The sequence below is a fragment of the Sphingorhabdus sp. SMR4y genome (assembly GCF_002218195.1).
In the GTDB taxonomy this organism is placed as follows: domain Bacteria; phylum Pseudomonadota; class Alphaproteobacteria; order Sphingomonadales; family Sphingomonadaceae; genus Parasphingorhabdus.
This window is the reverse complement of the sequence record NZ_CP022336.1, coordinates 2,890,799-2,916,008: the sequence shown is the minus strand read 5'-3', so window position 1 is coordinate 2,916,008 and position 25,210 is coordinate 2,890,799. Positions and strand designations below refer to the sequence as shown.

General features: G+C 59.5%; 29 protein-coding genes. 8 read left to right on the top strand and 21 right to left on the bottom strand.

Translation table 11 applies throughout. The features are described from left to right. Positions 1-90: 90 nt before the first annotated feature. Complete coding sequence (locus tag SPHFLASMR4Y_RS14030; RefSeq protein WP_089134098.1) at positions 91-768, bottom strand: nitroreductase; 678 nt, start codon at positions 766-768, stop codon at positions 91-93. Positions 769-913: 145 nt separating this feature from the next. On the opposite strand from SPHFLASMR4Y_RS14030, the gene SPHFLASMR4Y_RS14025 reads away from it, so the two are divergent. Beyond that, positions 914-1,093, top strand: a complete 180-nt coding sequence (locus SPHFLASMR4Y_RS14025) for a hypothetical protein (RefSeq protein ID WP_089134097.1) — start codon at positions 914-916, stop codon at positions 1,091-1,093. Between the two features lie 84 nt (positions 1,094-1,177). Here SPHFLASMR4Y_RS14025 and SPHFLASMR4Y_RS14020 read toward each other — a convergent pair whose 3' ends face one another. From SPHFLASMR4Y_RS14020 to SPHFLASMR4Y_RS14005, 4 genes are all read right to left on the bottom strand, one after another. Next, a complete protein-coding gene (locus SPHFLASMR4Y_RS14020) occupies positions 1,178-1,696 on the bottom strand; it encodes a zinc ribbon domain-containing protein (RefSeq protein ID WP_089134096.1) in 519 nt (172 codons plus the stop codon). 139 nt (positions 1,697-1,835) lie between these two features. Then, positions 1,836-3,590: a sodium:solute symporter family protein gene (locus SPHFLASMR4Y_RS14015; protein WP_089134095.1), complete on the bottom strand. Its 1,755-nt coding sequence runs from the start codon at positions 3,588-3,590 to the stop codon at positions 1,836-1,838. A 9-nt stretch (positions 3,591-3,599) separates the two neighbouring features. Then, positions 3,600-3,893 (bottom strand): DUF4212 domain-containing protein, encoded by a 294-nt coding sequence (locus SPHFLASMR4Y_RS14010; RefSeq protein ID WP_089134094.1) that lies wholly within the window; start codon positions 3,891-3,893, stop codon positions 3,600-3,602. A 111-nt stretch (positions 3,894-4,004) separates the two neighbouring features. Beyond that, positions 4,005-4,592, bottom strand: coding sequence for a TetR/AcrR family transcriptional regulator (locus SPHFLASMR4Y_RS14005; protein WP_089134093.1), 588 nt, complete (start codon positions 4,590-4,592; stop codon positions 4,005-4,007). Positions 4,593-4,784: 192 nt separating this feature from the next. Between SPHFLASMR4Y_RS14005 and SPHFLASMR4Y_RS14000 the strand changes: the two genes are divergently transcribed. Then, positions 4,785-5,225 (top strand): hypothetical protein, encoded by a 441-nt coding sequence (locus tag SPHFLASMR4Y_RS14000; RefSeq protein WP_089134092.1) that lies wholly within the window; start codon positions 4,785-4,787, stop codon positions 5,223-5,225. Between the two features lie 19 nt (positions 5,226-5,244). Here SPHFLASMR4Y_RS14000 and SPHFLASMR4Y_RS17180 read toward each other — a convergent pair whose 3' ends face one another. Together SPHFLASMR4Y_RS17180 and parC are read right to left on the bottom strand one after the other, a co-directional pair. After that, a complete protein-coding gene (locus SPHFLASMR4Y_RS17180) occupies positions 5,245-5,418 on the bottom strand; it encodes a hypothetical protein (RefSeq protein ID WP_186265949.1) in 174 nt (57 codons plus the stop codon). A 270-nt stretch (positions 5,419-5,688) separates the two neighbouring features. After that, complete coding sequence (parC, locus tag SPHFLASMR4Y_RS13990; protein ID WP_089134090.1) at positions 5,689-7,962, bottom strand: DNA topoisomerase IV subunit A; 2,274 nt, start codon at positions 7,960-7,962, stop codon at positions 5,689-5,691. A gap of 226 nt (positions 7,963-8,188) precedes the next feature. Here parC and SPHFLASMR4Y_RS13985 point away from each other — a divergent pair, with 226 nt between their 5' ends. From SPHFLASMR4Y_RS13985 to purQ, 6 genes are all read left to right on the top strand, one after another. Beyond that, entirely contained in the window at positions 8,189-9,103 is a 915-nt protein-coding gene (locus SPHFLASMR4Y_RS13985; protein ID WP_089134089.1) for a DUF4349 domain-containing protein, read from the top strand. 122 nt (positions 9,104-9,225) lie between these two features. Further along, positions 9,226-10,002 (top strand): phosphoribosylaminoimidazolesuccinocarboxamide synthase, encoded by a 777-nt coding sequence (gene purC / locus SPHFLASMR4Y_RS13980; protein ID WP_089134088.1) that lies wholly within the window; start codon positions 9,226-9,228, stop codon positions 10,000-10,002. A 142-nt stretch (positions 10,003-10,144) separates the two neighbouring features. Further along, positions 10,145-11,401 carry a transferrin-binding protein-like solute binding protein gene (locus SPHFLASMR4Y_RS17175; RefSeq protein ID WP_089134087.1) on the top strand — a complete coding sequence of 419 codons (1,257 nt, stop codon included), beginning with the start codon at positions 10,145-10,147 and terminating at the stop codon, positions 11,399-11,401. A gap of 8 nt (positions 11,402-11,409) precedes the next feature. Continuing rightward, complete coding sequence (locus SPHFLASMR4Y_RS13970; protein WP_089134086.1) at positions 11,410-12,828, top strand: surface lipoprotein assembly modifier; 1,419 nt, start codon at positions 11,410-11,412, stop codon at positions 12,826-12,828. 118 nt (positions 12,829-12,946) lie between these two features. Continuing rightward, positions 12,947-13,201 carry a phosphoribosylformylglycinamidine synthase subunit PurS gene (gene purS / locus SPHFLASMR4Y_RS13965; protein ID WP_089134085.1) on the top strand — a complete coding sequence of 85 codons (255 nt, stop codon included), beginning with the start codon at positions 12,947-12,949 and terminating at the stop codon, positions 13,199-13,201. Beyond that, entirely contained in the window at positions 13,201-13,857 is a 657-nt protein-coding gene (gene purQ / locus SPHFLASMR4Y_RS13960) for a phosphoribosylformylglycinamidine synthase subunit PurQ (protein WP_089134084.1), read from the top strand. Before purS ends, purQ begins: the two co-directional genes overlap by 1 nt. Before the next feature lie 320 nt (positions 13,858-14,177). Here the strand turns inward: purQ and SPHFLASMR4Y_RS13955 are convergent, their stop codons facing one another. The 14 genes from SPHFLASMR4Y_RS13955 to SPHFLASMR4Y_RS13890 all read right to left on the bottom strand — a co-directional run bounded on the left by SPHFLASMR4Y_RS13955 (position 14,178) and on the right by SPHFLASMR4Y_RS13890 (position 25,166). Then, a complete protein-coding gene (locus tag SPHFLASMR4Y_RS13955) occupies positions 14,178-15,302 on the bottom strand; it encodes an OmpA family protein (RefSeq protein WP_089134083.1) in 1,125 nt (374 codons plus the stop codon). A 190-nt stretch (positions 15,303-15,492) separates the two neighbouring features. Further along, positions 15,493-15,942: a DUF2793 domain-containing protein gene (locus SPHFLASMR4Y_RS13950; protein ID WP_186265948.1), complete on the bottom strand. Its 450-nt coding sequence runs from the start codon at positions 15,940-15,942 to the stop codon at positions 15,493-15,495. Between the two features lie 58 nt (positions 15,943-16,000). Beyond that, positions 16,001-18,226: a phage tail protein gene (locus SPHFLASMR4Y_RS13945; protein ID WP_089134081.1), complete on the bottom strand. Its 2,226-nt coding sequence runs from the start codon at positions 18,224-18,226 to the stop codon at positions 16,001-16,003. After that, the gene (locus SPHFLASMR4Y_RS13940) at positions 18,227-18,619 is read right to left on the bottom strand and encodes a peptidoglycan endopeptidase (RefSeq protein WP_186265947.1); all 393 of its coding nucleotides are present in this window, start codon (positions 18,617-18,619) and stop codon (positions 18,227-18,229) included. A 26-nt stretch (positions 18,620-18,645) separates the two neighbouring features. After that, a complete protein-coding gene (locus SPHFLASMR4Y_RS13935; RefSeq protein ID WP_089134080.1) occupies positions 18,646-19,464 on the bottom strand; it encodes a DUF2163 domain-containing protein in 819 nt (272 codons plus the stop codon). Next, positions 19,461-21,809, bottom strand: coding sequence for a DUF2460 domain-containing protein (locus tag SPHFLASMR4Y_RS13930; protein ID WP_089134079.1), 2,349 nt, complete (start codon positions 21,807-21,809; stop codon positions 19,461-19,463). Before SPHFLASMR4Y_RS13930 ends, SPHFLASMR4Y_RS13935 begins: the two co-directional genes overlap by 4 nt. Position 21,810: 1 nt before the next feature. Continuing rightward, the gene (locus SPHFLASMR4Y_RS13925; RefSeq protein ID WP_089134078.1) at positions 21,811-22,392 is read right to left on the bottom strand and encodes a tail tape measure protein; all 582 of its coding nucleotides are present in this window, start codon (positions 22,390-22,392) and stop codon (positions 21,811-21,813) included. Further along, entirely contained in the window at positions 22,385-22,621 is a 237-nt protein-coding gene (locus tag SPHFLASMR4Y_RS13920; RefSeq protein ID WP_089134077.1) for a phage tail assembly chaperone, read from the bottom strand. The genes SPHFLASMR4Y_RS13925 and SPHFLASMR4Y_RS13920 overlap by 8 nt, the downstream gene beginning before the upstream one ends. Then, on the bottom strand, positions 22,618-22,941 hold the full coding sequence (locus tag SPHFLASMR4Y_RS13915) for a gene transfer agent family protein (RefSeq protein ID WP_089134076.1): 324 nt from the start codon (positions 22,939-22,941) through the stop codon (positions 22,618-22,620). The genes SPHFLASMR4Y_RS13920 and SPHFLASMR4Y_RS13915 overlap by 4 nt, the downstream gene beginning before the upstream one ends. Further along, complete coding sequence (locus tag SPHFLASMR4Y_RS13910; RefSeq protein WP_089134075.1) at positions 22,934-23,341, bottom strand: phage tail tube protein; 408 nt, start codon at positions 23,339-23,341, stop codon at positions 22,934-22,936. Before SPHFLASMR4Y_RS13910 ends, SPHFLASMR4Y_RS13915 begins: the two co-directional genes overlap by 8 nt. Positions 23,342-23,681: 340 nt before the next feature. Next, the gene (locus SPHFLASMR4Y_RS13905) at positions 23,682-24,080 is read right to left on the bottom strand and encodes a DUF3168 domain-containing protein (protein ID WP_089134074.1); all 399 of its coding nucleotides are present in this window, start codon (positions 24,078-24,080) and stop codon (positions 23,682-23,684) included. Then, the gene (locus SPHFLASMR4Y_RS13900; protein ID WP_089134073.1) at positions 24,077-24,298 is read right to left on the bottom strand and encodes a hypothetical protein; all 222 of its coding nucleotides are present in this window, start codon (positions 24,296-24,298) and stop codon (positions 24,077-24,079) included. The genes SPHFLASMR4Y_RS13905 and SPHFLASMR4Y_RS13900 overlap by 4 nt, the downstream gene beginning before the upstream one ends. After that, positions 24,295-24,624 (bottom strand): head-tail adaptor protein, encoded by a 330-nt coding sequence (locus SPHFLASMR4Y_RS13895; protein WP_089134072.1) that lies wholly within the window; start codon positions 24,622-24,624, stop codon positions 24,295-24,297. The genes SPHFLASMR4Y_RS13900 and SPHFLASMR4Y_RS13895 overlap by 4 nt, the downstream gene beginning before the upstream one ends. Then, positions 24,621-25,166 (bottom strand): hypothetical protein, encoded by a 546-nt coding sequence (locus SPHFLASMR4Y_RS13890; protein ID WP_260806982.1) that lies wholly within the window; start codon positions 25,164-25,166, stop codon positions 24,621-24,623. Before SPHFLASMR4Y_RS13890 ends, SPHFLASMR4Y_RS13895 begins: the two co-directional genes overlap by 4 nt. Between the last annotated feature and the right edge of the window lie 44 nt (positions 25,167-25,210).

Genomic DNA, 25,210 nt, shown 5'->3' with positions numbered 1-25,210 from the left:
CGTAAACATGCTCCGCACGCGATGCGGAGCGCTGGAGGCAAGAACGGGTGCGGGTAGCGCAGGGCTCCGCATCAAGTGCGGCGCACAAGCCTACCCGTCAAACCCCACGAACACAGCCGCCTCTTCCACCGGCTTGCGTTCCGACACCACCGCATTGGCCGGAAAGCTATCGTCTGGCCAGCCGAGCGCGATGCTCTTCATGATCACCTGATCCTCGGCAATGCCGGCATGTTCGCGCACCACCGGCGATTGCATGATGCCCTGGCTGTTGATCACCGTGCCCAGTCCCCGCGACCAGGCCGCGTTGACCAGGGCCGTTGCCACCGCGCCGCAGTCAAAAGGTGTATCGTCGCTGCCGTCGAGCACCTTGTCATAGGTAATGATCACGCAGACCGGCGCGTCAAACTGGCGGAAGCCGCGCATCACCCAGTCCTGCCGCGCTTCCTTGTCATCCCGTTCAATTCCCATCGCGCCGAAAAGCTGCTTGGCTACGCCGATCTGCCGCTCGCGATGCGCGCCTGCAAAGGCCTCTCCGGTTCGGAACTCGCGCGACTGCGGCACCCCGGCCAGCATCCGCTCGGTGTTGCCGGCGCGGATTTTCTCCAGCGGTTCGCCGGTGATGACGTAAAAATTATAGGGCTGCGTGTTCATCGAGGATGGCGCGCGCATCGCCAGTCCCAATATCTCCTCGATGAGTTCCTGCGGAACAGGGTCCGGCTTGTAGCCCCGTATACTGCGCCGGCCGAGGATTACGTCGTCAAACTGCATGGAAGTCTCCGTGTACAAATATGGGCTGCTGGCTAGCGGACAAATGGCGCTGTGCAAAGCCCGCTGTCGCCAGCGGCCTGACCGCAAGCGACGGCCAGCGTCCTAATAGAGTGCATCATCCGCAATATCTGCTAAGCCACAAGCCATGAAAGACCGTTTCGAGCGCCACAAACAGCCCTGGACCAGCGAAGAAGTGCAGAAACTGCACGCCTTTGCCAAAAAGGGCATGACTCTCAAGGCCATATCCAAGGCGCTGACCCGCAGTGAGGAATCGATCAAGACGAGGGCCAAGCAGGACAAGCTGAAAATCGCCAAGAAGCGGTAAAACGCCTCTGCAAACCACTGGCTCGACAGAAACGGGAATGCCGGACTGATTCAAGGCAATCGGTCAGAAACGGCATTGAAGCGGTCAGTGCCGCTCATTTTCCTCTTCATATTCCTCGATATGCTGCAAGTAATAGCGAGCGCTGACGACTTTTATCATCAGATATTCTCCGACAATCATGATGAACCAGTCGGCTGTGATTGCGGCAAGGGTTGCAGCAAAGATGCCGATGAAAAAACCTGCAATTCCTGCCTGGGCGACGGCCAGTCCAAGCGTACCGAGCAATACCAGGGCCGACAGGAAAGTTGCGACGACCGGCAGCATCGCCTTGCACCAGAACAGGTGCGGGAAGTCTCGATCGGAATCGATTGCGCCCGTTTTCGCGATCTTGCGGAGTTCGTGCGCTGCCAGATTTGCGGTCTTGATCGGCATCGTGAATATCGAACGGATGAGGATCAGGCCACCCGACGCAAGACCCGGTCCGCGGGCCTTGCCGCTTTCCCCTGACGGTCCGGCGTCCGCGTCGGCTTGCAACGCGGCGCCACAATTGGCGCAATAGCTATCTCCCGCTCGAACTTCAGTGCCGCAAGATGTGCAGACCATCGATTACCCCCGTATAGCGCCCCTTGGGCTGGCTTATCACAAAGTTTGCCCCATTCCACAAGCCGCTTCCTCCGGGTTCCGCCAAATCTGCCCGTCGACTGCCTGGCACCTGGGGGAACACCCGCAGCGGGCAATAACACTAGCCCCGCGGCACCCGGATCTTGTCGACCAGCCAGCCGATCTCCTTCGGCGGCGCGCTGGTGAACCGCGCGACCGCAATCGCCACCGCGAAATTCAGCAGCATTCCGATCACGCCAATGCCCTCGGGCGAGATTCCGAACAGCCAGTTCGCCGCGACATTGCTTTCGGGCGACCAGAGCTTGAACCAGCCGATATAGAGGAAGGTGAAGCTGAGCCCCGATACCATTCCTGCAATCGCGCCCTCGCGGTTCATCCGTTTGGAAAAAATCCCCATGAAGATAGCCGGAAATAGCGAGGCGGCGGCCAGGCCGAAGGCAAAGGCAACCACCTGCGCGACCCAGCCGGGCGGATAGATGCCGAGATAGCCGGCGACGACAATCGCGGCGGTGGCCGCCATCCGGGCGGCGAGCAGCTCGCCCTTCTCGGTAATCTGCGGCCGGAAGGTGCTTTTCAGCAGGTCATGGCTGATCGACGAACTGATCACCAGCAACAGCCCCGCCGCCGTCGACAGCGCTGCCGCGAGACCGCCCGCGGCAACCAGTGCAATCACCCAGCCGGGCAGATTGGCGATCTCCGGATTGGCCAGCACCATGATATCGCGGTCGACATAGACCTCGTTCGGGTTGTCGTCCGCCGCCTGGTTGGAGACCAGCCGCTCACCGCTGGCACCCGTAGCTTCCGCAAATAACGGCGCGCCCTGAAACGGATCGCCCTTGCCGAGCTGCATCTTGCCATCGCCATTCTTGTCGCGCCAGGCGATCAGGTCGTTGCTCTCCCAGTTCTTGAACCAGGCCGGCGCTTCGGCATAGTCGGTATCCTGCACGCTATCGATGAAGTTGAGCCGGGCAAAGGCCCCGACCGCTGGCGCGGTGGTATAGAGCAGGGCAATGAAAACCAGAGCCCAGCCAGCCGACCGGCGCGCGTCAGACGCCTTGGGCACGGTGAAGAAGCGCACAATCACATGCGGCAGGCCGGCGGTCCCGATCATCAGGGCAGCAGTGATGCAAAAGACGTCAATCATCGACTTGCTGCCGTCGGTATAGGCGGCGAAGCCCATGTCCTGCAGCACCAGATCCAGCTTCTGCAGCACATAGAGCCCGGAACCGTCATCGACCGTCGACCCCAGGCCCAGTTGCGGCACCGGATTGCCGGTGATCAGGAAGCTGATGAAAAAAGCGGGCACCATATAGGCAAAGATCAGCACGCAATATTGCGCGACCTGCGTATAGGTGATGCCCTTCATCCCGCCGAGCACGGCATAGACAAAGACAATCGCCATGCCGATGATCACGCCCAGCGTGATCGGCACATCGAGAAAGCGGGAGAAGACGATGCCGACCCCGCGCATCTGCCCGGCGATATAGGTGAAGCTGATGAAGATCAGACAGATCACCGCGACCACCCGGGCCGCTTTCGAATAGTAACGCGTACCGATAAAGTCCGGCACCGTAAACTGGCCGAATTTCCGCAGATAGGGCGCCAGCAGCAGCGCCAGCATGACATAGCCGCCGGTCCAGCCCATCAGATAGACCGATCCGTCATAGCCGGAAAAGGCGATGATCCCGGCCATCGAGATAAAGCTCGCTGCCGACATCCAGTCAGCTGCCGTCGCCATGCCGTTGACCACCGGATTGACACCGCCACCGGCAACGTAGAACTCGCTGGTGGAGCCTGCCCGCGAGGCAATCGCTATACCGATATAAAGAGCAAAGGACAGGCCGACGAAAATATATATAAGTGTCTGGGTTGCCATCAGTCGCGCTCAGTCATCAAGATCATATTGGCGTTCGATCTGCTTCATCCGGATGCTGTAAAAGACGATCAGCAGGATGAAGAAATAGATCGCACCCTGCTGAGCGAACCAGAAGCCAAGCGGGTAACCGCCGAGTGCAAATTGATCGAGAAAATCGCGGAAAAGAATGCCCGCACCAAAGGAAACGACGAACCAGATCGTCATCAGCGTCCAGAGCAGCCTGATATTTTGCGCCCAATAGGCTTTTTCGACTTCGCTGGTTGCCCCGTCTCTTTCGGGCTTTTCCGGATCGTTGTCGGACATGCTGGCCTCCCCCTATTTTCTTTCCGGACAGGCTAAGGGGTCGGCGGGGTTTGCGCAAACAGCTTTTGCTGTCGGGACGAATTGGAAGCCGGAATGGCCTTGTGCGATTATCTAGCGCGCGACATCATCCCCGCCGGATACGGAAATCCTGGATCGCAGCAACAATGTAGCCTGATCGTAAAATTCGGGATCCTGGTGAGCCCGGGCCATCAACTGGGCCCCATCAACAAGCGCGAGGCAGGCATTCGCTTCTTCCAGGGGATCTCCGATATCGGCAATGCTGCCATCCTTGAGACCAAGTTCGAATGTCTGGGTCAACCACGCTATATTGGCGTCATGAAAGGTCAAAAGGTCATCGACGATCTCGCTCTGCAGGTTATCACGATCAATGTTGAGCGCGATCGACATGCAAATGGACTTGCCCCCTTCGGTGAACGTCCCCGTTTCGGCAATATAGGCCGATAAACGATCGCCCGCGCAGCCTCCCCCAGCGGCGGTCTCTTCCAGAAATGCATATATCCGATCGGAGAAACATCTGAATATTGCGGCGATCAACTCCGACTTCGAGGCGAAATGATAATATATGCTCGATTTCCTGATACCCACGTCACGAGCGATCTGATCCAGGCTAACGCCGTTATATCCCCGCTTTCGGACGGCCTCGGAGGCTATGTCCATGATCGCCATTCTGGTACTCATCAGGCGCCCATACCAGCAGCATCAAGGGAAGTAAATTTATACAATGCCCGTCATAATTTATGAGCATATCCGGAGCTATTATTCCCGAATTAGCGCTATTCCTGATTGACTACCGACCGATCGGTCGATACGCGCTCGAAAGTCGAGTGAGTGACAGGTGTGAATATGCGTGAGTACAAAGATATAATTTCTGTGAGTGCCGAACCCGACGATTCCGCTGATATTGCCCTGACCCAGGCCAGAGGGCCGGCGGCTGAAATCGAACCGGAGCGCGGCAAGAATATTGACCCGGTCAGGACCGCTGCGCTTTTGCTGAGAAGTCGGGCCATTGTTGTCGATCAAATGCGCGACAGCCCGCTTCAAATCGACGATATCTCCTGGCACATATTGCTCGAACTGGTCGTGGCAGCGGATGACGAGATGCTGGTGAACGAAATCGATCTTGCGGCCAGACTTGAAGTAAAAAGCACGATCCTGTCGCGATATGTCGCATATATGATCGATGCCGGGCTGATCGAAGAACCTGATGCTACTGAAGACCGGGCACAATCACCGGTACGGCCAACCGCGGCGGGCAACGCCCTGAGTCGCGATATATTGCAGAAAGTCGGTCAGGCGTTCAGATCTATCTGAAGACTCTGCCGCCAGATCTCTAGGCAGCCTTGATCGTTCCGTCGGTCCGTTCAATATCCGCGAGCTCGCACAGTTCGCTGATCGCAATATCGACATGGATGGCAGCAATGCTTGCCTGAATCGAGTCCAATTGCGACAAAATCTGCTCGAGCTGCTCGATCCATTCTCGCAAGTCTTCGGTTTCACTGCTCATCGTCTTAAACAATTTTTCCTGCGTTTCATGTGATACCGGATTCAGACCGGCACCACTTGCATTGTTTTGCTCTACCAAGTCAACCATTTAGCATGGATGGCCGGAGAGCAGCCCTGCTTTGGGACATATATTGCATGAACGAACCATGCAGAACCATAATATAAATTCAAATATTTGTATTTTAATGTAAAATACAAATATTCACTGTCACTTTACGGCCTCTTGAGACCATCCACACGCCGGAAAGCTGATTCCGGCCGGACGACTGGCTCAATCAAATTTTCCGCTCTTGGGAAAACCTGTCGGCGGCAAGCGGCCGGCCGCCCCGCGTGCAACCCGCCACATGGTCAGATCATTTTCAGTCCGGGTTCGGCCCGACTCGCCACCCATTGCCCAGCTCAAACCGTCTTCCAGCCGGAACACGGTCGCATCGGATAGCCCGCCATCCTTGTAACGTTGCAGCATGACACCCTGCCCCCGGGCCATTTCCGGCATTTCGGACAGCGAGAAGACCACCAGCTTGCGGTTTTCTCCGATTGCCGCAACATGATCGGCATTTTCCGGCACCGGGCGGACCACGAGCAGGCGTGCATCGCCCTTCAGATTGGCGACCTGCCGGCCCTTCTTCGTTTCCGCGACGACATCGGCGATATTGGCGACGAATCCGCGCCCCCAGGTTGAGGCCAGCAAAAGCTTGGCTTTCATGTCCGCAACCATCAGCGCAATCGGTTCTGCGCCTGGCTCGAGATCGACCATCGATCCGACCGGTTCGCCAAAACCGCGTGCACCGGGAAGCTTGTCCGCACCGATCGTGTAAAAACGCCCATTGTCACAGCACATCAGCAGCTTGTCGGTAGTCTGCGCGTGGAAGGCAAATTTCGGTCCGTCGCCTTCCTTGAACTTGAAGCTGTCCGGTTGCGACAGATCGGCATGCCCCTTCATCGCCTTGATCCAGCCGCGCTGCGACATGATCACCGTGACCGGTTCCTTTTCGATAAAGGCTTCGAGCGAGATTTCCCGTGCCGGCGCAGCCTCGATCAGCATCGTCCGCCGCTTGCCGAGTTCGGTATCCTCGGCATAGAGCTTGCGCAATTCGGCAAGGTCCTTCTTCAGCCTCGTCTTCTGCCGGGCCGGACTTTCGATCAGCTTTTCCAGCCCGTCACGTTCCTCGAGCAGCTTGTCGCGCTCGTTCCGCAATTCCATTTCTTCCAGCTTGCGCAAGGACCGCAACCGCATGTTGAGGATCGCTTCGGCCTGGCGGTCGGTCAGCTTGAACTCGTCCATCAGCATCGGCTTGGGTTCATCGTGATTGCGGATAATCTCGATCACGCGGTCGAGATTGAGATAGGCAATGATATAGCCTTCAAGCAGTTCCAGCCGGGCATCGATTTTTTCGAGCCGGTGCTGCGAACGGCGGACCAGCACCTCGATCTGGTGAATGATCCATTGTTTCAGCACTTCGCTGATACCCATCACCTTGGGCACCCGGTCCTTGTCGAGCACGTTCATGTTGAGCGAGAATCGATTTTCCAGATCGGACATCCGGAACAGCGCGTTCATCAGATCCTCGGGATCAACGGCACGGCTCTTGGGTTCCAGAACGATCCGCACCTCTTCGTCGGATTCATCCCGGATATCGGCCAGGATCGGCAGCTTCTTGTCGGCAATGATCTGGGCAATCTGTTCGATCAGCTTGCCCTTTTGCACCTGATAGGGAATTTCGGTGACGACAATCTGCCACGCACCGCGCCCCTCGGCGTCTTCCTTCTCCCATTTGCAGCGCACCCGCATCGCGCCGCGGCCGCTTTCATAGGCCGCATCGATCACCGATTTCGGGTCGACCAGCGTCCCGCCGGTGGCGAGATCGGGTCCCTTGATAATCTCCATGATCTCGGCATGTTCGGCCTTGGGGCTATCGATCAGCAAGGTCACCGCATCGATAATCTCGTGCACATTATGTGAAGGAATGCTGGTTGCCATGCCCACGGCAATTCCGCTGGCGCCATTGGCGAGCAGGTTCGGGAACAGGCCGGGCATCACCTCGGGCTCTTCGTCCTCGCCATTATAGGTGGGTTTGAAATCGACCGTGCCTTCGTCAAGCCCGTGCATCAGCTCGATCGCCGTGCGGGTCAGCCGGGCTTCGGTATACCGATAGGCCGCTGCATTATCGCCATCGATATTGCCGAAATTGCCCTGCCCGTCGACCAAAGGATAGCGCAGCGAGAAAGTCTGGGCGAGACGGACCATCGCATCATAGACCGACTGGTCACCGTGCGGGTGATATTTGCCGATCACATCGCCGACCACCCGGGCACATTTCTTGTAGCCCTGCGACGGGTCGAGCTTGAGCAGCCGCATCGCCCACAATAGGCGCCGGTGCACCGGCTTCAGGCCGTCGCGCAAATCCGGCAGCGACCGCGCGGTGATCGTCGACATCGCGTAAATCAGATAGCGTTCGGAAAGCGCCGCATCGAAGGGCGCCTCGACGATCGCATCAAATTCATCTTCGGGCTCTTCGGGCGGGGCATCGGTTACATCACTCATGCTCGCAGCGATAGCAGGGTGGATTCATGCTTGGTAGTGGGAAATTGGTCCCGGCAGTGCGAGACGCGGTTTCCACGGTCCAACTTCAAGTCACCGCGCCTATATTGTCCCGGACAAGGCCCATGATTCACCTGCGGATCAACCTGTACAACCCAGGACGCATCGTTGACGACGTAACAGCATCACATTAGCGTCGGAGTCATCCGCGGGAAGAGGAACCAGACCCATGCGTTGTTCACTATTTGCCATCACCATGGCGTTTGCCTTAACCGCATGCAGCAACGGCAGTGAATCCGGCACAGAACTCCAGTTGGCCGAAGAATCGACAGACGCCTATTCTGCCGAAGAGCCCCCTGTTCGGGAATCGGGAAGCGCCACCAGCACCGGGGAGGCTGGCGACATCCCGGTTTCAGTTCCACAGATTGCCTATAGCTATCAATATGGCTTTCGCCTTCCAGCCTCGGAAATTGCAAAGATGCAACGGGCACATGTCGAATTGTGCGAAAAACGCGGCCCGGAAATCTGCCGCGTCCTGAATATGGACAATAGTGGCGGAGAAGGTGATTATGCCACGGGCATGCTGAATATCGAAGTTGCGGCGCCACAAGCGCGTGCCTTTGGCGAGCAGCTCGCCAAAGCGGTCGACAGCAACGGCGGGAGCCAGATTGCGACATCGATAAGCGGCGAAGATCTTTCCAAGCGGATTGTCGACACGGAAGCACGGCTCCGAAGCCGGAGTTTATTGTCGCAGCGCCTGACCGAACTGCTCCGGACCAAGAAAGGGAGCGTGGCGGAACTCGTGGAAGCCGAGCGCGCGGTTACGCAGGTCAATGAGGAAATCGATCAGGCCCGCGGTTGGCTGAAGGAAATGCGCGGACGCGTGGCATTCAGCAAGATCTTGATCAACTACCAGTCCGCGGCGCCAGGTTCTGGCGGTTTCTCAAGGCCAATTCGAGAAGCTTTCACCGGTATCGCCTCGACACTCGGTTCTTCGATCGGTGCCGCGATCACATTCCTTGCAGTCACCCTGCCCTGGATATTGGTTTTGTGCTTGGGGATTTACCTGCGTCGCAGATTCAAGGCACCGGACCGCACATTCTGGGGGCATCGGATTGAAGTCGCCGCATCATCGGACGATTGATTGCGCCGCCATTCAGTTTGGCATATAGGTGGGGTTTAACGCCCCGGTTCAATCGAAATCGCACGATTCGGTTTTCCGGGGCATGATTTTTTGTCGCTCTCTTTGCGAAGTGGAACCCAGCAATGTCCCGTCGTCGCCAGATTTACGAAGGTAAGGCCAAGATTCTTTACGAAGGTCCGGAACCCGGCACCATCATCCAATATTTCAAGGACGATGCTACGGCTTTCAATGCCGAGAAAAAGGGTACGATCAACGGCAAGGGCGTGATCAACAACCGGATCAGCGAGCATATTTTCACCCTGCTCGGCCACATCGGTATCCCGAGCCATTTCATCCGCCGCCTCAATATGCGCGAGCAGCTCGTCAAGCAGGTCGAGATTGTGCCGATCGAAGTGATCGTCCGCAATGTCGCCGCCGGCTCTCTGTCCAAGCGCCTGGGTATCGAAGAAGGCACGCCGCTTCCGCACACATTGCTGGAATATTGCTACAAGGATGACGCGCTCGGCGATCCGCTGGTTGCCGAAGAGCATATCGCCTGCTTCGGCTGGGCGAGCCAGGAAGAAATGCAGGATATCTCCGCCATGGCGATCCGGATCAACGACTTCATGGCCGGCATGTTCGCCGGGATCGGCATCAAGCTTGTCGATTTCAAGCTTGAGTTCGGACGGATTTTCGAAGGCGATTTTTCCCGGATCATCCTCGCCGACGAAATCAGTCCGGACGGCTGCCGTCTGTGGGACCTCAAGACCAACGAGAAGCTCGACAAGGATCGTTTCCGCCGCGACATGGGCGGAGAAGCCGAGGCTTATCAGGAAGTTGCCCGCCGTCTCGGACTGTTCCCCGAAGGCGTCAGTGAAGTGACCGACCTGAACAGCGAGCGGAAGAAACGCGGGAAATAGCTTTTACCACGGCATCAGTGAACATCAGGACAAACCGGCCTTCGTTTTGATGGCCAACCGAATGCCGGGATGGTTTACGCCAAATTAACCAATGTGCTGATAGCACGGACCTCATGTGGAACCCATGTGAGGAAATATTCCGATGCGCCTTTTGATTTTGCTCGCCAGTACAACGATGCTCGCCGCCTGCGGCGGTGCCGGCCCCCAATCCGCCGGCAGTAGCGCACCTCCAACCGGCGGCTCAGGAGGAGGAGGAACCGGTGGCACGACGGAGCATACATTCGTCGACCCAACCGAAGCAAAGACCTATACCGCAGTGGGGTCATCGCACAGCTACCAGTCAACCGTGCAGGACCCGGGCAGCGTCGGCCAGCAGCGTTCAGTGCGTCAAACCAGTCAAATCAGCCAATTATATCAAGGTGATGCCACCACGGTTCGCAATTCGAACCTGACTATCGCCTATGATCCCCGCGACGCGATCTTCAACGTCAGCTTTACCAACGGACTGGCCGGAACATCCGGCGCCAGCCGTTTTCAGGACCCGCTGCACCGGACAGATTTCGGCGGCGCTGTCGAACCACAGGTCGGCACGCCCGATCTGGGATCGAACATGTGGAATATTCCCGGCGTCCAGTATCTGGAATCCGGCTCTTCCAACAATGTCAGCCAGGCGCGACCGGTGGTTGGGGCGCCCGCAGAATTTCTGTTCGATCTGATCGACCAGACGCAGGGCGGCAGCTACGATTCGACCACATTCTTCTACCAGCTCCCGGGAACCGACACGCAATATGTGACATTTGCGGGATATCTGAGAAACCAGGCATCGGTAAGCTACGACGGTGATACCGGCCTGACCACGCAGGTCAGCACGCTCGAAAGAGGGGCTTTTGCCTATGGAGAAATAACATCCAATGATGCCGTACCCACCAGCGGGACCGGCACCTTCAACGGTACCATGCTGGCCAGCATGGTATTCAACGACCAGCCGGACACCACGGGCAATTTCGACACCTATATGCAGTGGATCGCGGGCAATGCGACGACGAGCGTCGATTTCGGAGCAAATACCTTCTCGTTGTCCCTCGACGGTTCGGTCGGTGCACCGATGTTCGACGGTACCAGCGGTCAACATAGCGTGCTGGAGGGCGCCAGATTCTTCGCCAATGGCGGCGGCGACATCAATCTGGTGACCGCAGGCGGTTTCTTCGGCCAGTTTAACGAGGCCTGGTTTGTCAATCCGAACAATTCGAGGCTCGATCTCGTGATTGCCGGTTCCAGCATCAACGGCGCCTTCTACGGCCCGGATGCTGAAGAACTGGGAGGCGGATATCGGATCGTGGGCGGAACGCCGGATGAGCGGATCGATATTCTGGGAACATTTGTCGGCAAACAGCCCTAGAGGCGAGCATGCGTCATTCCGCCACTATCGTCAAAACCGCGGCATTGTCCTGCGTGGCAATCGCAGGTTTCGGCGAAGCCCGGGCTGCATCCCCAATGGTCATAGCAGCCGACGGGGCAGTCGAGATCGCGTCCGATATCGGACGGACTTGCAATACTGCCGGTCAATGCAACCTTCGCGTGACACCGCAACAGCTTCTGGCCCAAGCAGAATCTCTGGTTCAGCAGAAAAATTATCAGGCGGCCTTGCCCTTGGTCGATGCTCTGGGCCAGGTCCCCGAGTTGCAGATGCAGCAGCGCTTTCTGGCCGGCTATATCGCCATCGAGACGGGCGACATCAAAGGTGCAATCAGGAAATTCCGCTCGATCCTCGACGAGAATCCCGGGCAAACGCGGGTGCGGCTGGAACTGGCCAGAGCCTATTTGCTGACCGGCAAGGAAGCGAGCGCGGATTATCATTTCCGCCTTGCGCAGAATGACGAGAATCTTCCGGACGAGATCGCCAGGACCATCCGCAATACGCGCAGCATTTTGCGCGACCAGCGAATCTGGCGCTTCAGTTTTGATTTCGGCTTTGCCCCGGACACCAATATCAACGGTGCCACCGATGCCGAATCCATCGACATCAATTTCGGCCCGATCAAATTGCCGCTACAGCTTGACGACAGCGCGCGCGAGCGTTCCGGCATCGGCCAGACCGCAGGTTTTTCGGGCGGCATTCGCATAAAGACCAGCGACCGGATGGCGCTATTGTTCGATGCTGACAGCAAGATCGTCAATTACAAGGGCAAGGCAGCAGACGATATCGTCATTCAGGTTGCCGCCGGTCCGGAACTGCGGGTAGCCCGTTATAGCAGCGTCTCGCTGCAGGCGGTCGGGCTGCAACGCTGGTATGGCGGACGGCTCGCAACCCGCGAATATGGTGGCCGCTTCGGCTATCAACAGGCGCTCAGCGAGGGACAGAGACTGGGCGTGGAACTAGACGCACGGCGCACCGAATCTCAGATCAGCGATTCCTATAGCGGCTGGCAGCTCGGCGCGAACGCAACCTATGAACATCTTGTCGGCAAGTCGCTGATCGCCTCGGCCAGCGTTTTCGCCCGCCGCGATCTGCTCAACGCAGAGGGTTTCTCCAGCTTCAACTATGGTGTCAATCTGGGTCTGGGCGGCGAACTGCCGCTCGGCCTGAACGCCGGGGTTGCCGCGAGCGTCAGCCGGTCGGCATTTGACGCGCCCCTGCTGCTCTATTCCACCGAGAAACGGGAAGACTGGCGCGGATTCGCCCGGGCCTATATGGGCAGCCGCAAAATCAAGTTTCTCGGATTTTCTCCCTCCGTCGACTATGTCTATTCGCGGGTGGACAGCAATTATGATCTGTATGAAATGAGCCGTCACCGCGTGAACTTCAAATTTGCCCGTTATTTCTGACGGGATAACGCGGCAATCGGGCTTTCGCCCTTTCCAATTGTCCTTCTAGCTCTTGCCCCGGCTAATCTTGACGCTATAGCATGGCGGTGTTGATGCCGACAAAACGCGAGGGCGCAGGATGAAAGTCAGAATATTTGTTACGCTGAAACCGGGCGTATTGGACCCTCAGGGCAAGGCCATCCATCATGCGCTGGATAGTCTGGATTTCTCCGGCGTCAACGATGTGCGCGCCGGCAAGCTGATCGAGCTCGACCTGGATCCGACCGTCAGCCGTGCAGAGATCGAGAAAATGTGCGACAAGCTGCTCGCCAACACCGTTATCGAAAATTACGATATCGAGATGCCGGAATCCGTGGCGGAGACCGTTTCCTGATGCAATCTGCAGTGATCGTCTTCCCCGGTTCCAACTGCGATCGCGATATGGCCGTCGCGCTGGAGACAGTGACGGGGCAAAAGCCCCACATGGTCTGGCATGGAGACAGCGAGCTTCCGGCAGGGCTGGATGTCATCGCGGTTCCCGGCGGCTTTTCCTACGGTGATTATCTGCGATCGGGAGCGATGGCTTCGCGATCCCATATCATCAAGCCGGTAATCGAGGCAGCCGAACGCGGCGTGAAGGTTCTGGGCGTGTGCAACGGTTTTCAGATTCTTACCGAAACGGGGCTTTTGCCGGGTGCGCTGATGCGCAACAGCAACATCAATTTCGTCTGCAAGGACGCCGATCTGGACGTTATCAACACAGACACAATTTTCACGTCCAGCTATGACAGGCAAACCCCCATTTCGATCCCCGTCGCCCATCATGACGGCAATTTCTTTGCCGATGAGGAAACACTGGACCGGCTGGAAAGCGAGAACCAGGTGCTGTTCCGCTATCGCGGCGACATCAACGGGTCTTCGCGCAACATTGCCGGCATAATCAACAAAGCGGGCAATGTTCTGGGCATGATGCCGCACCCGGAACGGGCTATTGACGAGAAACATGGCGGTACCGACGGACTGGCCCTGTTCGAAAGCCTGCTTGGCTAAATCCCTGTGACGGTCTGAAGCAGACCTCTAGCGGCTTTCGCACCCGATGCCCTCCCCCTCACCGGACTGATCTTACATCAGTTCGCGAACACCTTTTCGCCAGCCGGTACCGGATAGATCGCATCTGCTCCAGCATCGGCGGTATCAGATCTCGGTCTGCTTGAAGCGGCTCATCCGAAATCACTCCAGACTGTTGAAATCCGGTTGCCGGAGAACAGAGCGGATGGGGGAGTCCCCCGTCCCGTGACATTACCAGAGCGGAAACGAAAAAGGGCCGGTCCGAAGACCAGCCCTTTCCGATATTGGTAGCAGTGTTGCTATTAGTTGCCGGAACCAGGTCCGTACATAACTTCAACACGACGGTTCTGAGGCTCACGAACGCCGTCTGCGGTTTCAACGCGAGGACGCGATTCACCGAAGGCTTCGCTCGAGATAACGCCGCTGCCGATGCCGCGCGATTCAAGATACGCACGAACAGCCGCGTTGCGACGCTGGGACAGGCCGACGTTGTAGCTGGCAGAACCAGATTTGTCAGCGTGACCAGCCAGCATGACCTGAGCCGAACCACAATCACCATATGCGGTAACCGCATTGTCGAGAACCGAAGCCGCTTCAGGAGTGATATCCGACTGATCCCAGTCAAAGAACACAATGTAAGGGCCAGGCGCACATACTGCCGGTGGTGGTGGCGGTGGTGGCGGTGGAGGTGGCGGTGGTGGCGGTGGTGGCGGAGGCGGTGGTGGCGGTGGTGCCGCAGGTTCGCCGCCAAAGTTGTAGATCAAGCTACCGAGGATCGAGTGGCTCGAAACATCGGTTGAAACATCACGACCGAGCGAATCGACAAGATCAACACCGGTTGTGTTGAAATAGCGATATTTCAGGCCAACGTCCCAGCTGTCGCTGAGCGGAGCGCGGACACCGGCAATTGCCTGCCATGCGAAACCGGTATCGGAATCGTCAAGCCATGGCGTTGCAATAATGTTGGTGAGTTCTGTACGAGCAACACCAACGCCGCCGCCTACAAAGCCCTGAAGTCCGTCATCAGGACCGAAGTCAACCAGACCGTTCAGCATGAAGCTGAGCGCATTGACGTCGCCGTTTGTGTCAATGAAATATCCGGCGTTTCCGGAATTTCCGAGACCAGGAATGAACGCGCCGCCGAGAACCGGGGTCGTACCGATAAGGTCACCAGAGCTAGCCTGTTTGTAGCCAACTTCAGCTTCAAGACGGAATGATCCGAAATCATAACCGACTATTCCGTCGAAATCATATCCTGTGTCGTGATCGATGCTGGCAGTATCTGTGATACCAGCGATATCCAGGTCAACGTCTTCGACAATCATCGCACCGCCCTCGACACCGACATACCACTGGCCATCACGGGCCAGGGCAGGTGTAGCGAGCGCTGTGGAGGCAAGCGCCATTCCTAAGGCAAGCTTCCGCATTTATATTCCCCTTCTCAATTAGGTTCTAAATTCACGCCGCTTTCTACCCGCTTGATCTTGCCAGTGCAAGCAGCCAAATTGCATAACTGTTGCGAAAATGTCGCCATTTTCAGTATTTAAGCTAAAAAATAGACCTTAATCTCGGTGGGATAGCGAAAATCCGTCCGCCAGTGGCGCGGAAGAGTCGCTTTCACGGGCCAGTCGGCAGAATTCCCTGCGCCACCAGAGCCGCCAGAATCGAATCGATTGCCGAACGCGCTTCGCTGTCGACCATGGCACCTGCTTCCGGACGGGCAACGGCTTCCGGCGATTCCCAGCCTCCCCGATAAACGACAAAATTTTCGCTCGATGTGACATAGACTCGCATCAGGGGCACCGGGGTGATGAACAGCCAGCCGTTTCCCGTCCACCCGGCGATATCGTCATCATGGTCCTGCCAGTCGTCCACAGCGCCCGGCGCGACAAGCCATGACTGGCCGGGCGTCGGAACAATGTTCGCGGGATCGCTCTCGACCGCCTGCACGGTCGGGTGAATGAGAAAGTCGATCCGGGCGAGCGCCTCATTGTGAAACAGTTCCTTATGCGCCTGCCCCGCTGCCAGCAGCGGGAAGCCGAACCGGGCACTTTTCAAACTTGCCATGATATTTCTCTCTCTTTGGATGTCTGAATGTGAAACGCGTGGGACTGAAAACAGGTTCTTAAAACGGGATTCCGAAGGCGAGCGCCACCGATTGGCCAGCATCGCCGATCTGGAAAATCCTGACGCTCAGGATGTCGATATTCCCCGCGACAAAGGGCTCCAATTGAGCGGACGAAATGGTCACGCGGGCTTCCTGCACTTCCAGCGAAACGATCGCGACCGATTCTTCACCGGCGGCCAGTTCAATTCGATATTGCTCGGCTTCTTCGGCGAGCGGTACATCGACATGATCGGACCAGATCGCTCCGGCCCGGGACCGGCGGGTCCAGCTGATCTCCAGGTCGTCGCCATCGACAAACTGCCATCTCGGGTGGACCGGGGACCAGGGTGTCAAGGCGAGCCCCGGTGACTCGATGGCGACAGAGACAGGCACCGGATCATCCCTCCCCGCTGCAAAGAAGACAGCGGGCACGAATGGCGCATAAAACGCCGGATCGATGGCCAGCATCGAACCACCGTCGAGCAGAACGAAATCCTCGCCAGCGCCATGACTGGCGATTTCAGACTCGGTCCCGCCCAGTCCCCGGATCAGCCCGGACAGGCGAAAGCGACCGTCTCCCAGAGGAACGGCCTCGGCGAACTGAATCAGTTCGCGACCGATCAGCGCAATATTGCTCCCGGCGAGCAAGCGAGTCTCGTCAGCATGGGACAGAAGCATCGCCGGATTGTGCAGTTCCACGTCGACCTGACCGGTTCGGTCAATCAGAGCCGGATTGGCCGAGCCAAGCGCCCCAACCGCGGTACCGATGATCGTGGGCGCAGGAATATGGCCGATATACTCACCCGGTTCGCCGTCCGGTCCGGAGGCAAAAAGCGGCGCGTTGCGCCATCCGGCATCACCGGCTGCAGCGGCATAAAGCCTGGCAGAATCCGGGGCGACAGTCGGCGCATCAAGGGCGAAAGGCAGGTCAGCGAGCACCAGGCGGGTCGGACCGGCGCGGAGATCGGGGTCCGCAATATTTCTGCCATGCTCCGTCCCGTCAGGACCCGGAGCGTTGTTCGGGCGCACCCGCTTCAGCGACAACTGCGCGCACCCCGACACAATCTCGCATGTCGTGATGCGCCACAGCCCCTCAAAACCGGCGATCTCGACCAGCGTGGCGGGCCGGTACTGGTCATCGTCCAGCGGTACGGAAACATGCAGGCTGAAGCGCGCGTCATATTCCGACCACAGACGGAAAGCGGCGATTTTCTTCGCCTGATCTGCCGATATCGCGGCCGGAAAATCCCGCACGAGCACCATTCTGCCCGATCCCGGACGAAAGGCCGACTGAATGCCGGATTGATAATCTCTCGCCGGATCATAATAGCGCAGCGACACTTGTCTCGGGGCAACTGAAACAGCAGCGGTGCGCCTGGCTGGCGACTGCATTTCCTGCCCGCCGGCCGTGCGGACAAAATCGCCCGTGATCGCGACAATCGCCTCGGCGTCCTCGACGGCGTGCGCCCTCGCTTCGATCCGGTCGATCGCATTCGGGTCGGATGAAAGGGCCAACGGTGTGGAGCCGGCCAGAGCCCGCAAAGAAACCAGCCGGTCTTCACCGCCGGCCGCATAGCCTGTCAACCTTTCGGACGATGTCCCGGCAATCCGCTGCGCCGAAATATCCATGATGATATCGGCGATCGCAACCGAACCGTCATCGGCGATCACTTCGAAGGTCAGCGACGGAATGCGATTGCCATATTCGGTCAGGTCCATGTCTTCGAAAACCGCCAGCGCCAGCCCGCGATAGGCGGGCGTCCCGCCAGTGGCTTCCGCACTGGCCATCAACCCGTCGAGGGGCTGGTCCTCGCTGCCGGAATGAAAGGCAAAGCCGGTTTCGGTCTTGAAATCCCCGGCGGCACCACGGAAGATTTTTCCGTCTGCCCAGATCCGGCCAATGGACTGGATCCGGCGGCTGGAAAGGGCAACTGCGAAACAGGCCGAATAGCTGTAGATCGTGGTGCTGGGTCGTCCCTTGCCGCCGCCCTCGCGGGATCGCGTTTCCTTCAGATCGGTTGCCCAGATCACCGTTCCGGCCACCCGCATCCTGCCGAATAGTCGGGGTATCTGTGAGCCATAGCTCGACGTCTGAACGGCCAGTTCTTGCAGCCGTGGCCCCTCGCGTCCCTTCGGCTTGAACAGGATATTCTGATCGACCTGCTGGCCGATAATAGCCCCGATTGTCCCGCCAATCGGACCGCCGATCGCGGTGCCGACGGCGCTCAGAACCAGTGTCGCCATTCAATCCTCCATCAGTCTGAACAGGGCGACAATCGGCCATGGCGCCTCACCGGGGCAGAAGACCACCTTGCCGAGACCGGCATGAGCGTGCACAAATCCGTCACCGGCACGGATCAAAAAATGCCACTGCACGGGACTGGGCCGGACCAGCACTATATCGCCTTCGCACAATTCCGATTCCGGCGGGAAGCGGGTAAATCCGGCCTCCGCCATGAAGGCGCTGATCGAGCGTTCGGAGCCGCCGCGAATCGAATAGCCATTGGGCACGTCGCATTCGAAATCACCGGCCAACAGGCATTGCCGGGCAAGACCGATACAATCCAGCCCGGTTTCTTCGTCGCGGCCATGCAGGCAAAAGCGCGTACCGCAAAGCGAAATAGCCTTCTCTGCCATTGCCCGTGATCCTTCTCTCAAACGTGTCATGCGCCGGGGTATCGCGTCAGCAGATCATTGCCCGGCAAATAGGGTTCGCCACGGAAATTGATGCTGTTGGCAAAGCGGTCGCGGCAGGTTGCGAAATTCTTGTTGCAGCCCTCGGTGAGGAGCACTTTTGCACCCGGAACCACGGGTTGAGCGGGCCAGTCGGCCAGCCTGACGACGCCCGCTTCACCACTGATGATGGTGTAGCTGAGCCCGCAATGCCGGCCGTCGAGAAAACGCAGTGCGCCAAAGGCAAACTCGCCCGCCGCATCACCCAGCGCCTCGATCGCAATCGCATCGCCGTCGGCCGACAGCACCCGACCTTGCCGCTGATAGCGGTGCAGGCTGAGCTTGCACTGGCGATCACCGAATTCGGCGCGGCAGGTCGGCGATGTCAGCGGCGCAACCGGCTCGTCGAAGAAGGATGTCGCGCCCAGCATTTCAACCGTAAAACTGTCGCCCGACCGCACGATTTCGCCAAATTCGCCGCATATCAGCGGCAGGGGTTCAGCCTCGGGCTGTTGCCAGTCGACCAGGGAAATATAGAGCAGCGCGCCGTCCCAGCGCCCGGCCTCGAGATCCGCTTCCGCAATCGCCGCGCTGGTCATCACGCCGGCAATTTCGACATTGTCGACCTCCAGACCGTCGGACAGTGCGATCGAGGATGGCACCATGCCCGGAGCCGCGCGATAGCGAAACGCGTCGATCACAATATCGCGATCATGCGAGGTAAAACCGAGAGCGACGCCGTCGGCGCGTTCCAGCCGCCAGAGATAGGCGCTGGTCGTGACCGCCCGGTCCAGCCAGTCAAGGCTCATGACGGCTCCCGGACTTCGACCAGCAGCACTTCGGGAATATCACCGGCCAGAAAAGTCGCGTGGCTGACGGTCAGCCGGTCGCTTTCGAACCGCACCGGCACATCAAACAGGAAACCGGCGGTGATATCGCTGTCTTCGGCGGGCGGGCTGTCAAAGACTATGCCCCCCGCCGGGCCCAGCGACCAGCCCCCGGCGAGCTGACCGTTGACGGCGACCTGCACCGTTTCCGGATCGGGCCGCGTGATCCGCCTTTGCTGCGGTTCATCGGCGGGTTCGCCATAATTTTTCACCAGCTGATATTCGGTCCTCTGGCCGTCGCCTTTGCCAAGATACTGGTCGATCGGTGTTGGCACACCGACCATCTCATGCGAACTGTGATCATAGGGATCGCGGAAACGGAAAGCCTTGGCCGCGCCCCGCCGCGCCCGGTAAAAGGCGATCAAGGTCCGTAATTCGTCTTCGCTCCGGACGCCCGGCCCGACATCGAACGTCAGCCGCGCATCGGCCCAGTCGCTGTTGCGTTTCTCGTGACCCGAAAGGGTCGTCACGACATTGGTGGAAAATCCGGGCGACACGCTGGCCCCCTGGCCGATTGCTATCGGAAAGCGCACATCGTCAAACGCGTTCACATTGTCTTCCTTTTCCTGAAAATAGATGAAACCGTCCCGCGCCACCTGCGGCAGTGCCCAGACAAAAGTCTCCGCCGTGCCTCGTTTGCGCGCATCGGCAATGGCATCGACCATGTGGCTCCAGATGAAGCTGTCGGCAGCTTGCAGCACAAAGCCGGTGAAATAGTGCTGCTGTTCAACCGGATAGCCCAGCCTCTGGGTCGCCAGGGCAATCCCGTCCGCCGTGGCCGACCGGTTGCCGGCAATCACCCAGTCATAATCCTCCATCTGCAATATATCGAAGGCGGGAACGGCCCAGCCGACGGGCAGGTTGGCCCGCTTGGCCTCGGGTGCCTGCTCGTCCAAAATCGTCGGCAAATAGGCCAGCAGCAGGGTCTCGACTGGCGTTTCCCCCGCTTCATCCTTCACTGCATCGAGCAGATCGGCGGTCGACGCGGCCAATATCTCTCCGGCCTGGTCGAGCATGGCATTTTGCGCCGCCGTCTTCGGACCGTCGATACTGGCTATGCTGACCGCATTTTCGCCAAAGGCCGCTGCAGCCGCCGCATCATAGAGGCAAATCCGCTTGTCCGGCATGATCCACCACCACGGCTCGCCCACCTGAAAGCGGATCGCCGCGCCGGCGTCCCTGGCAATGGCGGTAAAGGCCCGCGCCACGGCTTGCAGATAGGCCATCGCATCGCCATTGGCGGGTGACAGCAGTGTCGAGGGCGGCTCCCAGCCGGTCAGGGCCGGTTCACCATTTTCCGCCCGCTGCTTCCAGTCACTCCAGCAATGCGCGTCGAACAATTCGTAGGACAGCGACAGGATCACCGAATATCCCATCGCTTCGGCGCGGACCATCAGATCGCGGTGCCACGCGGCCGCCGGCTGGTTGATCGCGGCAAATTGCTCGCCCGACTGCGGCGCGGACAGGCTCACATAAAGCCCCTCCCCGACCGCCTCCAGCCGGAAATAATGGCTCATCCCGAGATAATGGTTGATCGCCCCGCGATAGCCCAAGGCCCGTATCAACCGCAGCAACCGTTCCGGCGTCTGGTTGAAACTGTCATCATATGCGGTGGCCATCGACAGGCCATTTTCCGGCAGCATGACATCGCCGATTTCCAGCACCGCGTCCTGGCCATCGGTGCGGATCGCGCTCATTTCGACCCAGCCGGTCTTTGGCGTGCCATAGCGCGTACCAAGCTCGTCATATTCCGGCGGGACGATCGAAATGAACAGCCGGTCGATATCCCCGGGATGCACCGGATCAGCCTCGCCGGGCAGCAGAAACCCGCCGTCGACACTGGAAAATTCTATCGCGATATCCGCATCGGTCGGCATGCCGCTGGCATAGTTCCACAGCCGCACATACCAGGATTTCGGATCGCCCGCCGCGTCCCGCCCCTCGATCGTCAGCGTCGGCCCGTTGATCGCATCGAGAGGCATAATGCCCGAGGAGCGCCAGTGAAACGTCCATTTGAGCCGCGCATAGTCGCGCTCCGTGTCATAAGCGAGCAACGGATGATCAAGCCCATCTTCGCTCTCCCAGATCAGCCCGGCCAGATCGTCGCTATTGTAGAAGACCGCATCCACGCGCAGCGCATCGGCTGCAGTGGTCACCACCGACGCCATCATCGGGCGCGGGAAATTGATCGTCCAGAAGCGCGGATCGAAGCGCTGGATGAAGCTGCCCTGCTGTCCCGTTCTTTTGTCGGCTAGCCAGAATCCCATATCAGCCCGCCTTCGCCGACAGCGCATTGCGCACCGCCCGCGCCACCTGCCGGCTCGACCGGCGCATCTGGTCGGGCGCGCTGCCCTGGCCATTGTCGGATATGTTGATGGTCAATCGGATATTCGGCGCAGTGCTGACCGGTACCGGCGGCTCGATCCGCCCCGCTGCGGTCGGCACGAACAGCTCGGGCCCGCGTTCTCCGACCATATAGGCACGGCCGCCGCTGACCGGACCACCGGTCGCCCGCCCCGGCGCGCCGAGAAAGGCGCCCAGCAAGGATGTTCCGATATTGAGCAGACCGCTGCCACCCGCACCGCCACCAAAAAGATTGTGCAAACCGCTCCGGATGGCCGCATCGGCGATATCGTTCATCACCGACAGCGCCACCCGGCGCAGGTCCTCGAAACCCAGTGAACCGCGACGGATCGCGCGGCCGAGCGTGGACTCCAGCGCCGATCCCGCCCGCTCCAGCCCCGATGCAAAAGGACCATCAAGCTGGCCCTTCATATCGGCCACATCCTTGGCAAAGCCGGCGGTATCGGCGCGCACGCTGACCACCAGCCGTTCGATTTCTTCATCCATCGGGGAAGACCTCTTTCAGTTTTTCCAATTGTGCTGTGCCGAGCGGAAGCTCGCCGGACAGGCCGGCCATATTGTCGGCAAAGGTCGAGAATATCGTCGCGAGTTCGGCAGGCGTTGCCCGCCAGAACTGGTCGGGTGTCCAGCCCAGGACCGCAGACACAGTGCCGGACAAGCGCGAGGCGGAGGCGGCGAAAGTCCTGTTCTCCTGTGAAGGCGGACCAGTCCTCATGCACCGCCGCCCGACAATATCTGCCTGAGCAATATCTTCAGCGGCGGCGTCACCCCGGCCAGTCCGAGCACCATCATCCCCTCGCCGAGCTGGTCGCGGGTCAGATGATCCGGACGATCAGCAGCCAGATGCCAGAACAGGGTGACGATTTCCGACAGCAAAAGCCGCCCGCCGGCTGCCCGCTCGACCAGATCGAACAGCGAGCCAAGCTCCTCTTCGGCCGCGACCAAGGCCGCAAAACTGGGCCGCAGGATCAGACGCGTGCCATGGATAACAATCTGCGCCTCGCCGCGCAGGGCGTTGGCGGACCGGTCAGACACTGGCCACCGCGCCCGAGCTTTCCAGGCTCAGCGTGTAGCTGCGCTCGCCGTTATAATCGCCGCTATAGTCCAGCCGGGCGACCAGAAAATCGCCCTGCATCCGCTCGCCGCCCTCGAAGCTGAGTTCATAGGCGTCAATGATTCCGCCCAGCGCGTGATTCTTGATCCGCATCTCGGCGTCGGAGCCGGTGAATACGCCCGCCCCGGACACCGAAACCGATCGCACCCCCGCGCCCGACAGCAATTGCCGCCAGCCGCCGCTGTCCTTGCTGGTGATCGCCACCGGCTCGCCATTGATCGACATCTGCGTCGTCCGCAGACCCGCGATGGTCGTATAGCCGACGGGCTCCTCGCCGTCGCCAATTTTCAGGAGAAAGGCGCTGCCTTTTTCTGCTGCCATAATCTGGTTCCTTTCTGGTGTGTGGTCATGGTGTCTCGCGGCAGTTCGCTACGCTCACGCCTCCGACAGGGCGGGCTTTCGCCCGGCGCGCGGTCGCGCTTGCCTCCGCTTCGCGTCGGTTCGGCTCTCCCACTATGATGAGCTTCTAACTGAGCGCAGCGAGGCAAGGCCGACCGGCCGCCGCGCCTTATGGCGCGAAAGCCAAGGGCGCGGATGCGCCCGCCCGGCGCCTGAGGTTAAATAAAAAATCCCCGTCGGAGGCGTGAGCGTAGCGAACTGCCGTGAGACAAAGTAAACCCGGCGTCCGAGGTTAAAATAAAAACCTGCCTGCGCAGGGGCACTAGCTTTTCAAAACCCGCGCCCGATACTCGACCAGCCCGCTCCACGGGCTAACCGCGCTGCGCACAATCCGCGTCCGGCGAAAATCAAAGGTGACGATTTGCCAGCCATCGGGATCATCCAGCCCCGGCTCCAAGGCCTCTTCGACCAACGCCATCACCCTATGCAATCGCGCCGCCGTCTCACCATCATCATGGACGGTCAGAGCCAGGCTCAATTCCCGGCCGACACCGCCCTTGTGGCTCCAGTCAAGCGAAGCCCCCGTGGCCAGCGCGATATAGGGAAAAGCGGCACGCGGCGGCGGGCCGTCGAATATACCGCTGATCAGGCCGGTCAATGACGGCTTGGCATCCAGTTGCGTCACCAACTGCTGCTGCACCGCTTCGAGCGCGCTACTCATCGCGCGGCCCGCATCAGAAAGGCGATATCGCGCAAGCTGCTGTTCCCGATCAGCCGCGCGCGCAATCGCGGCGCTTGCACCTGGATCCCCAGTTCCGTTTCGACGACCTGCACGTCGTCGGGCAACTCTTCGACCAGCACCGACTTGATCTCGGATTTCGCCTCGGCCAACCGCTGTTCGGCAAGGGCCTCGCCACGCTGCTGCAATTTTTCCATCATCTCTTCTCCTCCGCCTGCAGGATGGTCTTCGGGATCAGCCGATGCTCCAATAGGACGCTCGATATGGTCATTATCCGCTCCCCCCAGACCAGCCGGTCGCCCGGCTTGATCGCCCGGGTTTCGCGCAGAATGAAGCGCCAGCGCGGCATCGCCGAACGGCTTTCCGCCTCACTGGGCGTTCCGCCGTGCAGCGCTTCAGCCGCTGCCCAGAAGACGCCAACGGTAATATATTGCGGCTCGGCAGAACCGAGCGCATCGCGCCCGACCGCCTGCCGCTCGATCGATATGCGTTCGCGCAAGATACCGGAAAATTCCTGTCCCATCATGCCATCCTCATCCGCCGATAGGGTCGCCACAAGGCGGTCACCGCGCTCGGCGGACCACCGGCATCGACGCTGTCGCGATTGGCGTAGAGATAGCCAGCCATCCGCACGATCCCCTGGCGCAGACCCGCGGGCAACGCGTTCCATTCCGCCGCCAGACCGGCGCTATAGCGAACCCGGATGCGCGACCCGCCGTCGCTCCGGTGCAGCCTGATCCAGCCGATCCCGTCGCTGTCGATATCCACGGCATAGTCCGCGACCGCCAGCAGCGACGCCGCTCCGTCCGCCCCCACGGCCTCGACCGAAGCAATCGCCTGCACCGGCAGCCGTTTCAGCTTCTGCCAGGCCTGACGCGCCGGCAACATGTCGGTCACCGACCGCGCGATCAGCATCTGGCCGGTAAAATCCTCGCACAGGGACGCCGCGCTGCGCAGGAACGCATCGATGGCGTCATCATCGGCCTGATGATCAATCCGGACAAAATCCCTGACCTCTGCGATCAGCGCTGCCGGCAAATCCGGCCAGTCTGCAATGGGAAAGCTCACGGTCGCGCCATCCTTTCATTCATGGTTCAAAAGATGCGCCCGTG

Excerpts from the sequence above, each read along its gene's own strand:
- SPHFLASMR4Y_RS17180 (WP_186265949.1), bottom strand. The coding sequence starts at position 5,418 with ATGAGCAGTGAAACCGAAGACTTGCGAGAATGGATCGAGCAGCTCGAG.
- SPHFLASMR4Y_RS13970 (WP_089134086.1), top strand. The coding sequence starts at position 11,410 with ATGCGTCATTCCGCCACTATCGTCAAAACCGCGGCATTGTCCTGCGTG.
- SPHFLASMR4Y_RS14010 (WP_089134094.1), bottom strand. The coding sequence starts at position 3,893 with ATGTCCGACAACGATCCGGAAAAGCCCGAAAGAGACGGGGCAACCAGC.
- SPHFLASMR4Y_RS13910 (WP_089134075.1), bottom strand. The coding sequence starts at position 23,341 with ATGGCAGCAGAAAAAGGCAGCGCCTTTCTCCTGAAAATTGGCGACGGC.
- SPHFLASMR4Y_RS13955 (WP_089134083.1), bottom strand. The coding sequence starts at position 15,302 with ATGCGGAAGCTTGCCTTAGGAATGGCGCTTGCCTCCACAGCGCTCGCT.
- SPHFLASMR4Y_RS13930 (WP_089134079.1), bottom strand. The coding sequence starts at position 21,809 with ATGGGATTCTGGCTAGCCGACAAAAGAACGGGACAGCAGGGCAGCTTC.
- SPHFLASMR4Y_RS13895 (WP_089134072.1), bottom strand. The coding sequence starts at position 24,624 with ATGATGGGACAGGAATTTTCCGGTATCTTGCGCGAACGCATATCGATC.
- SPHFLASMR4Y_RS13900 (WP_089134073.1), bottom strand. The coding sequence starts at position 24,298 with ATGATGGAAAAATTGCAGCAGCGTGGCGAGGCCCTTGCCGAACAGCGG.
- SPHFLASMR4Y_RS14005 (WP_089134093.1), bottom strand. The coding sequence starts at position 4,592 with ATGAGTACCAGAATGGCGATCATGGACATAGCCTCCGAGGCCGTCCGA.
- SPHFLASMR4Y_RS17175 (WP_089134087.1), top strand. The coding sequence starts at position 10,145 with ATGCGCCTTTTGATTTTGCTCGCCAGTACAACGATGCTCGCCGCCTGC.
- SPHFLASMR4Y_RS13920 (WP_089134077.1), bottom strand. The coding sequence starts at position 22,621 with ATGAGGACTGGTCCGCCTTCACAGGAGAACAGGACTTTCGCCGCCTCC.
- SPHFLASMR4Y_RS13925 (WP_089134078.1), bottom strand. The coding sequence starts at position 22,392 with ATGGATGAAGAAATCGAACGGCTGGTGGTCAGCGTGCGCGCCGATACC.
- SPHFLASMR4Y_RS13950 (WP_186265948.1), bottom strand. The coding sequence starts at position 15,942 with ATGGCAAGTTTGAAAAGTGCCCGGTTCGGCTTCCCGCTGCTGGCAGCG.
- SPHFLASMR4Y_RS14020 (WP_089134096.1), bottom strand. The coding sequence starts at position 1,696 with ATGGTCTGCACATCTTGCGGCACTGAAGTTCGAGCGGGAGATAGCTAT.
- SPHFLASMR4Y_RS14025 (WP_089134097.1), top strand. The coding sequence starts at position 914 with ATGAAAGACCGTTTCGAGCGCCACAAACAGCCCTGGACCAGCGAAGAA.
- parC (WP_089134090.1), bottom strand. The coding sequence starts at position 7,962 with ATGAGTGATGTAACCGATGCCCCGCCCGAAGAGCCCGAAGATGAATTT.
- purQ (WP_089134084.1), top strand. The coding sequence starts at position 13,201 with ATGCAATCTGCAGTGATCGTCTTCCCCGGTTCCAACTGCGATCGCGAT.
- SPHFLASMR4Y_RS14030 (WP_089134098.1), bottom strand. The coding sequence starts at position 768 with ATGCAGTTTGACGACGTAATCCTCGGCCGGCGCAGTATACGGGGCTAC.
- SPHFLASMR4Y_RS13905 (WP_089134074.1), bottom strand. The coding sequence starts at position 24,080 with ATGAGTAGCGCGCTCGAAGCGGTGCAGCAGCAGTTGGTGACGCAACTG.
- SPHFLASMR4Y_RS14015 (WP_089134095.1), bottom strand. The coding sequence starts at position 3,590 with ATGGCAACCCAGACACTTATATATATTTTCGTCGGCCTGTCCTTTGCT.
- SPHFLASMR4Y_RS13935 (WP_089134080.1), bottom strand. The coding sequence starts at position 19,464 with ATGAGCCTTGACTGGCTGGACCGGGCGGTCACGACCAGCGCCTATCTC.
- SPHFLASMR4Y_RS13945 (WP_089134081.1), bottom strand. The coding sequence starts at position 18,226 with ATGGCGACACTGGTTCTGAGCGCCGTCGGCACCGCGATCGGCGGTCCG.
- SPHFLASMR4Y_RS13940 (WP_186265947.1), bottom strand. The coding sequence starts at position 18,619 with ATGGCAGAGAAGGCTATTTCGCTTTGCGGTACGCGCTTTTGCCTGCAT.
- purC (WP_089134088.1), top strand. The coding sequence starts at position 9,226 with ATGTCCCGTCGTCGCCAGATTTACGAAGGTAAGGCCAAGATTCTTTAC.
- SPHFLASMR4Y_RS13985 (WP_089134089.1), top strand. The coding sequence starts at position 8,189 with ATGCGTTGTTCACTATTTGCCATCACCATGGCGTTTGCCTTAACCGCA.
- purS (WP_089134085.1), top strand. The coding sequence starts at position 12,947 with ATGAAAGTCAGAATATTTGTTACGCTGAAACCGGGCGTATTGGACCCT.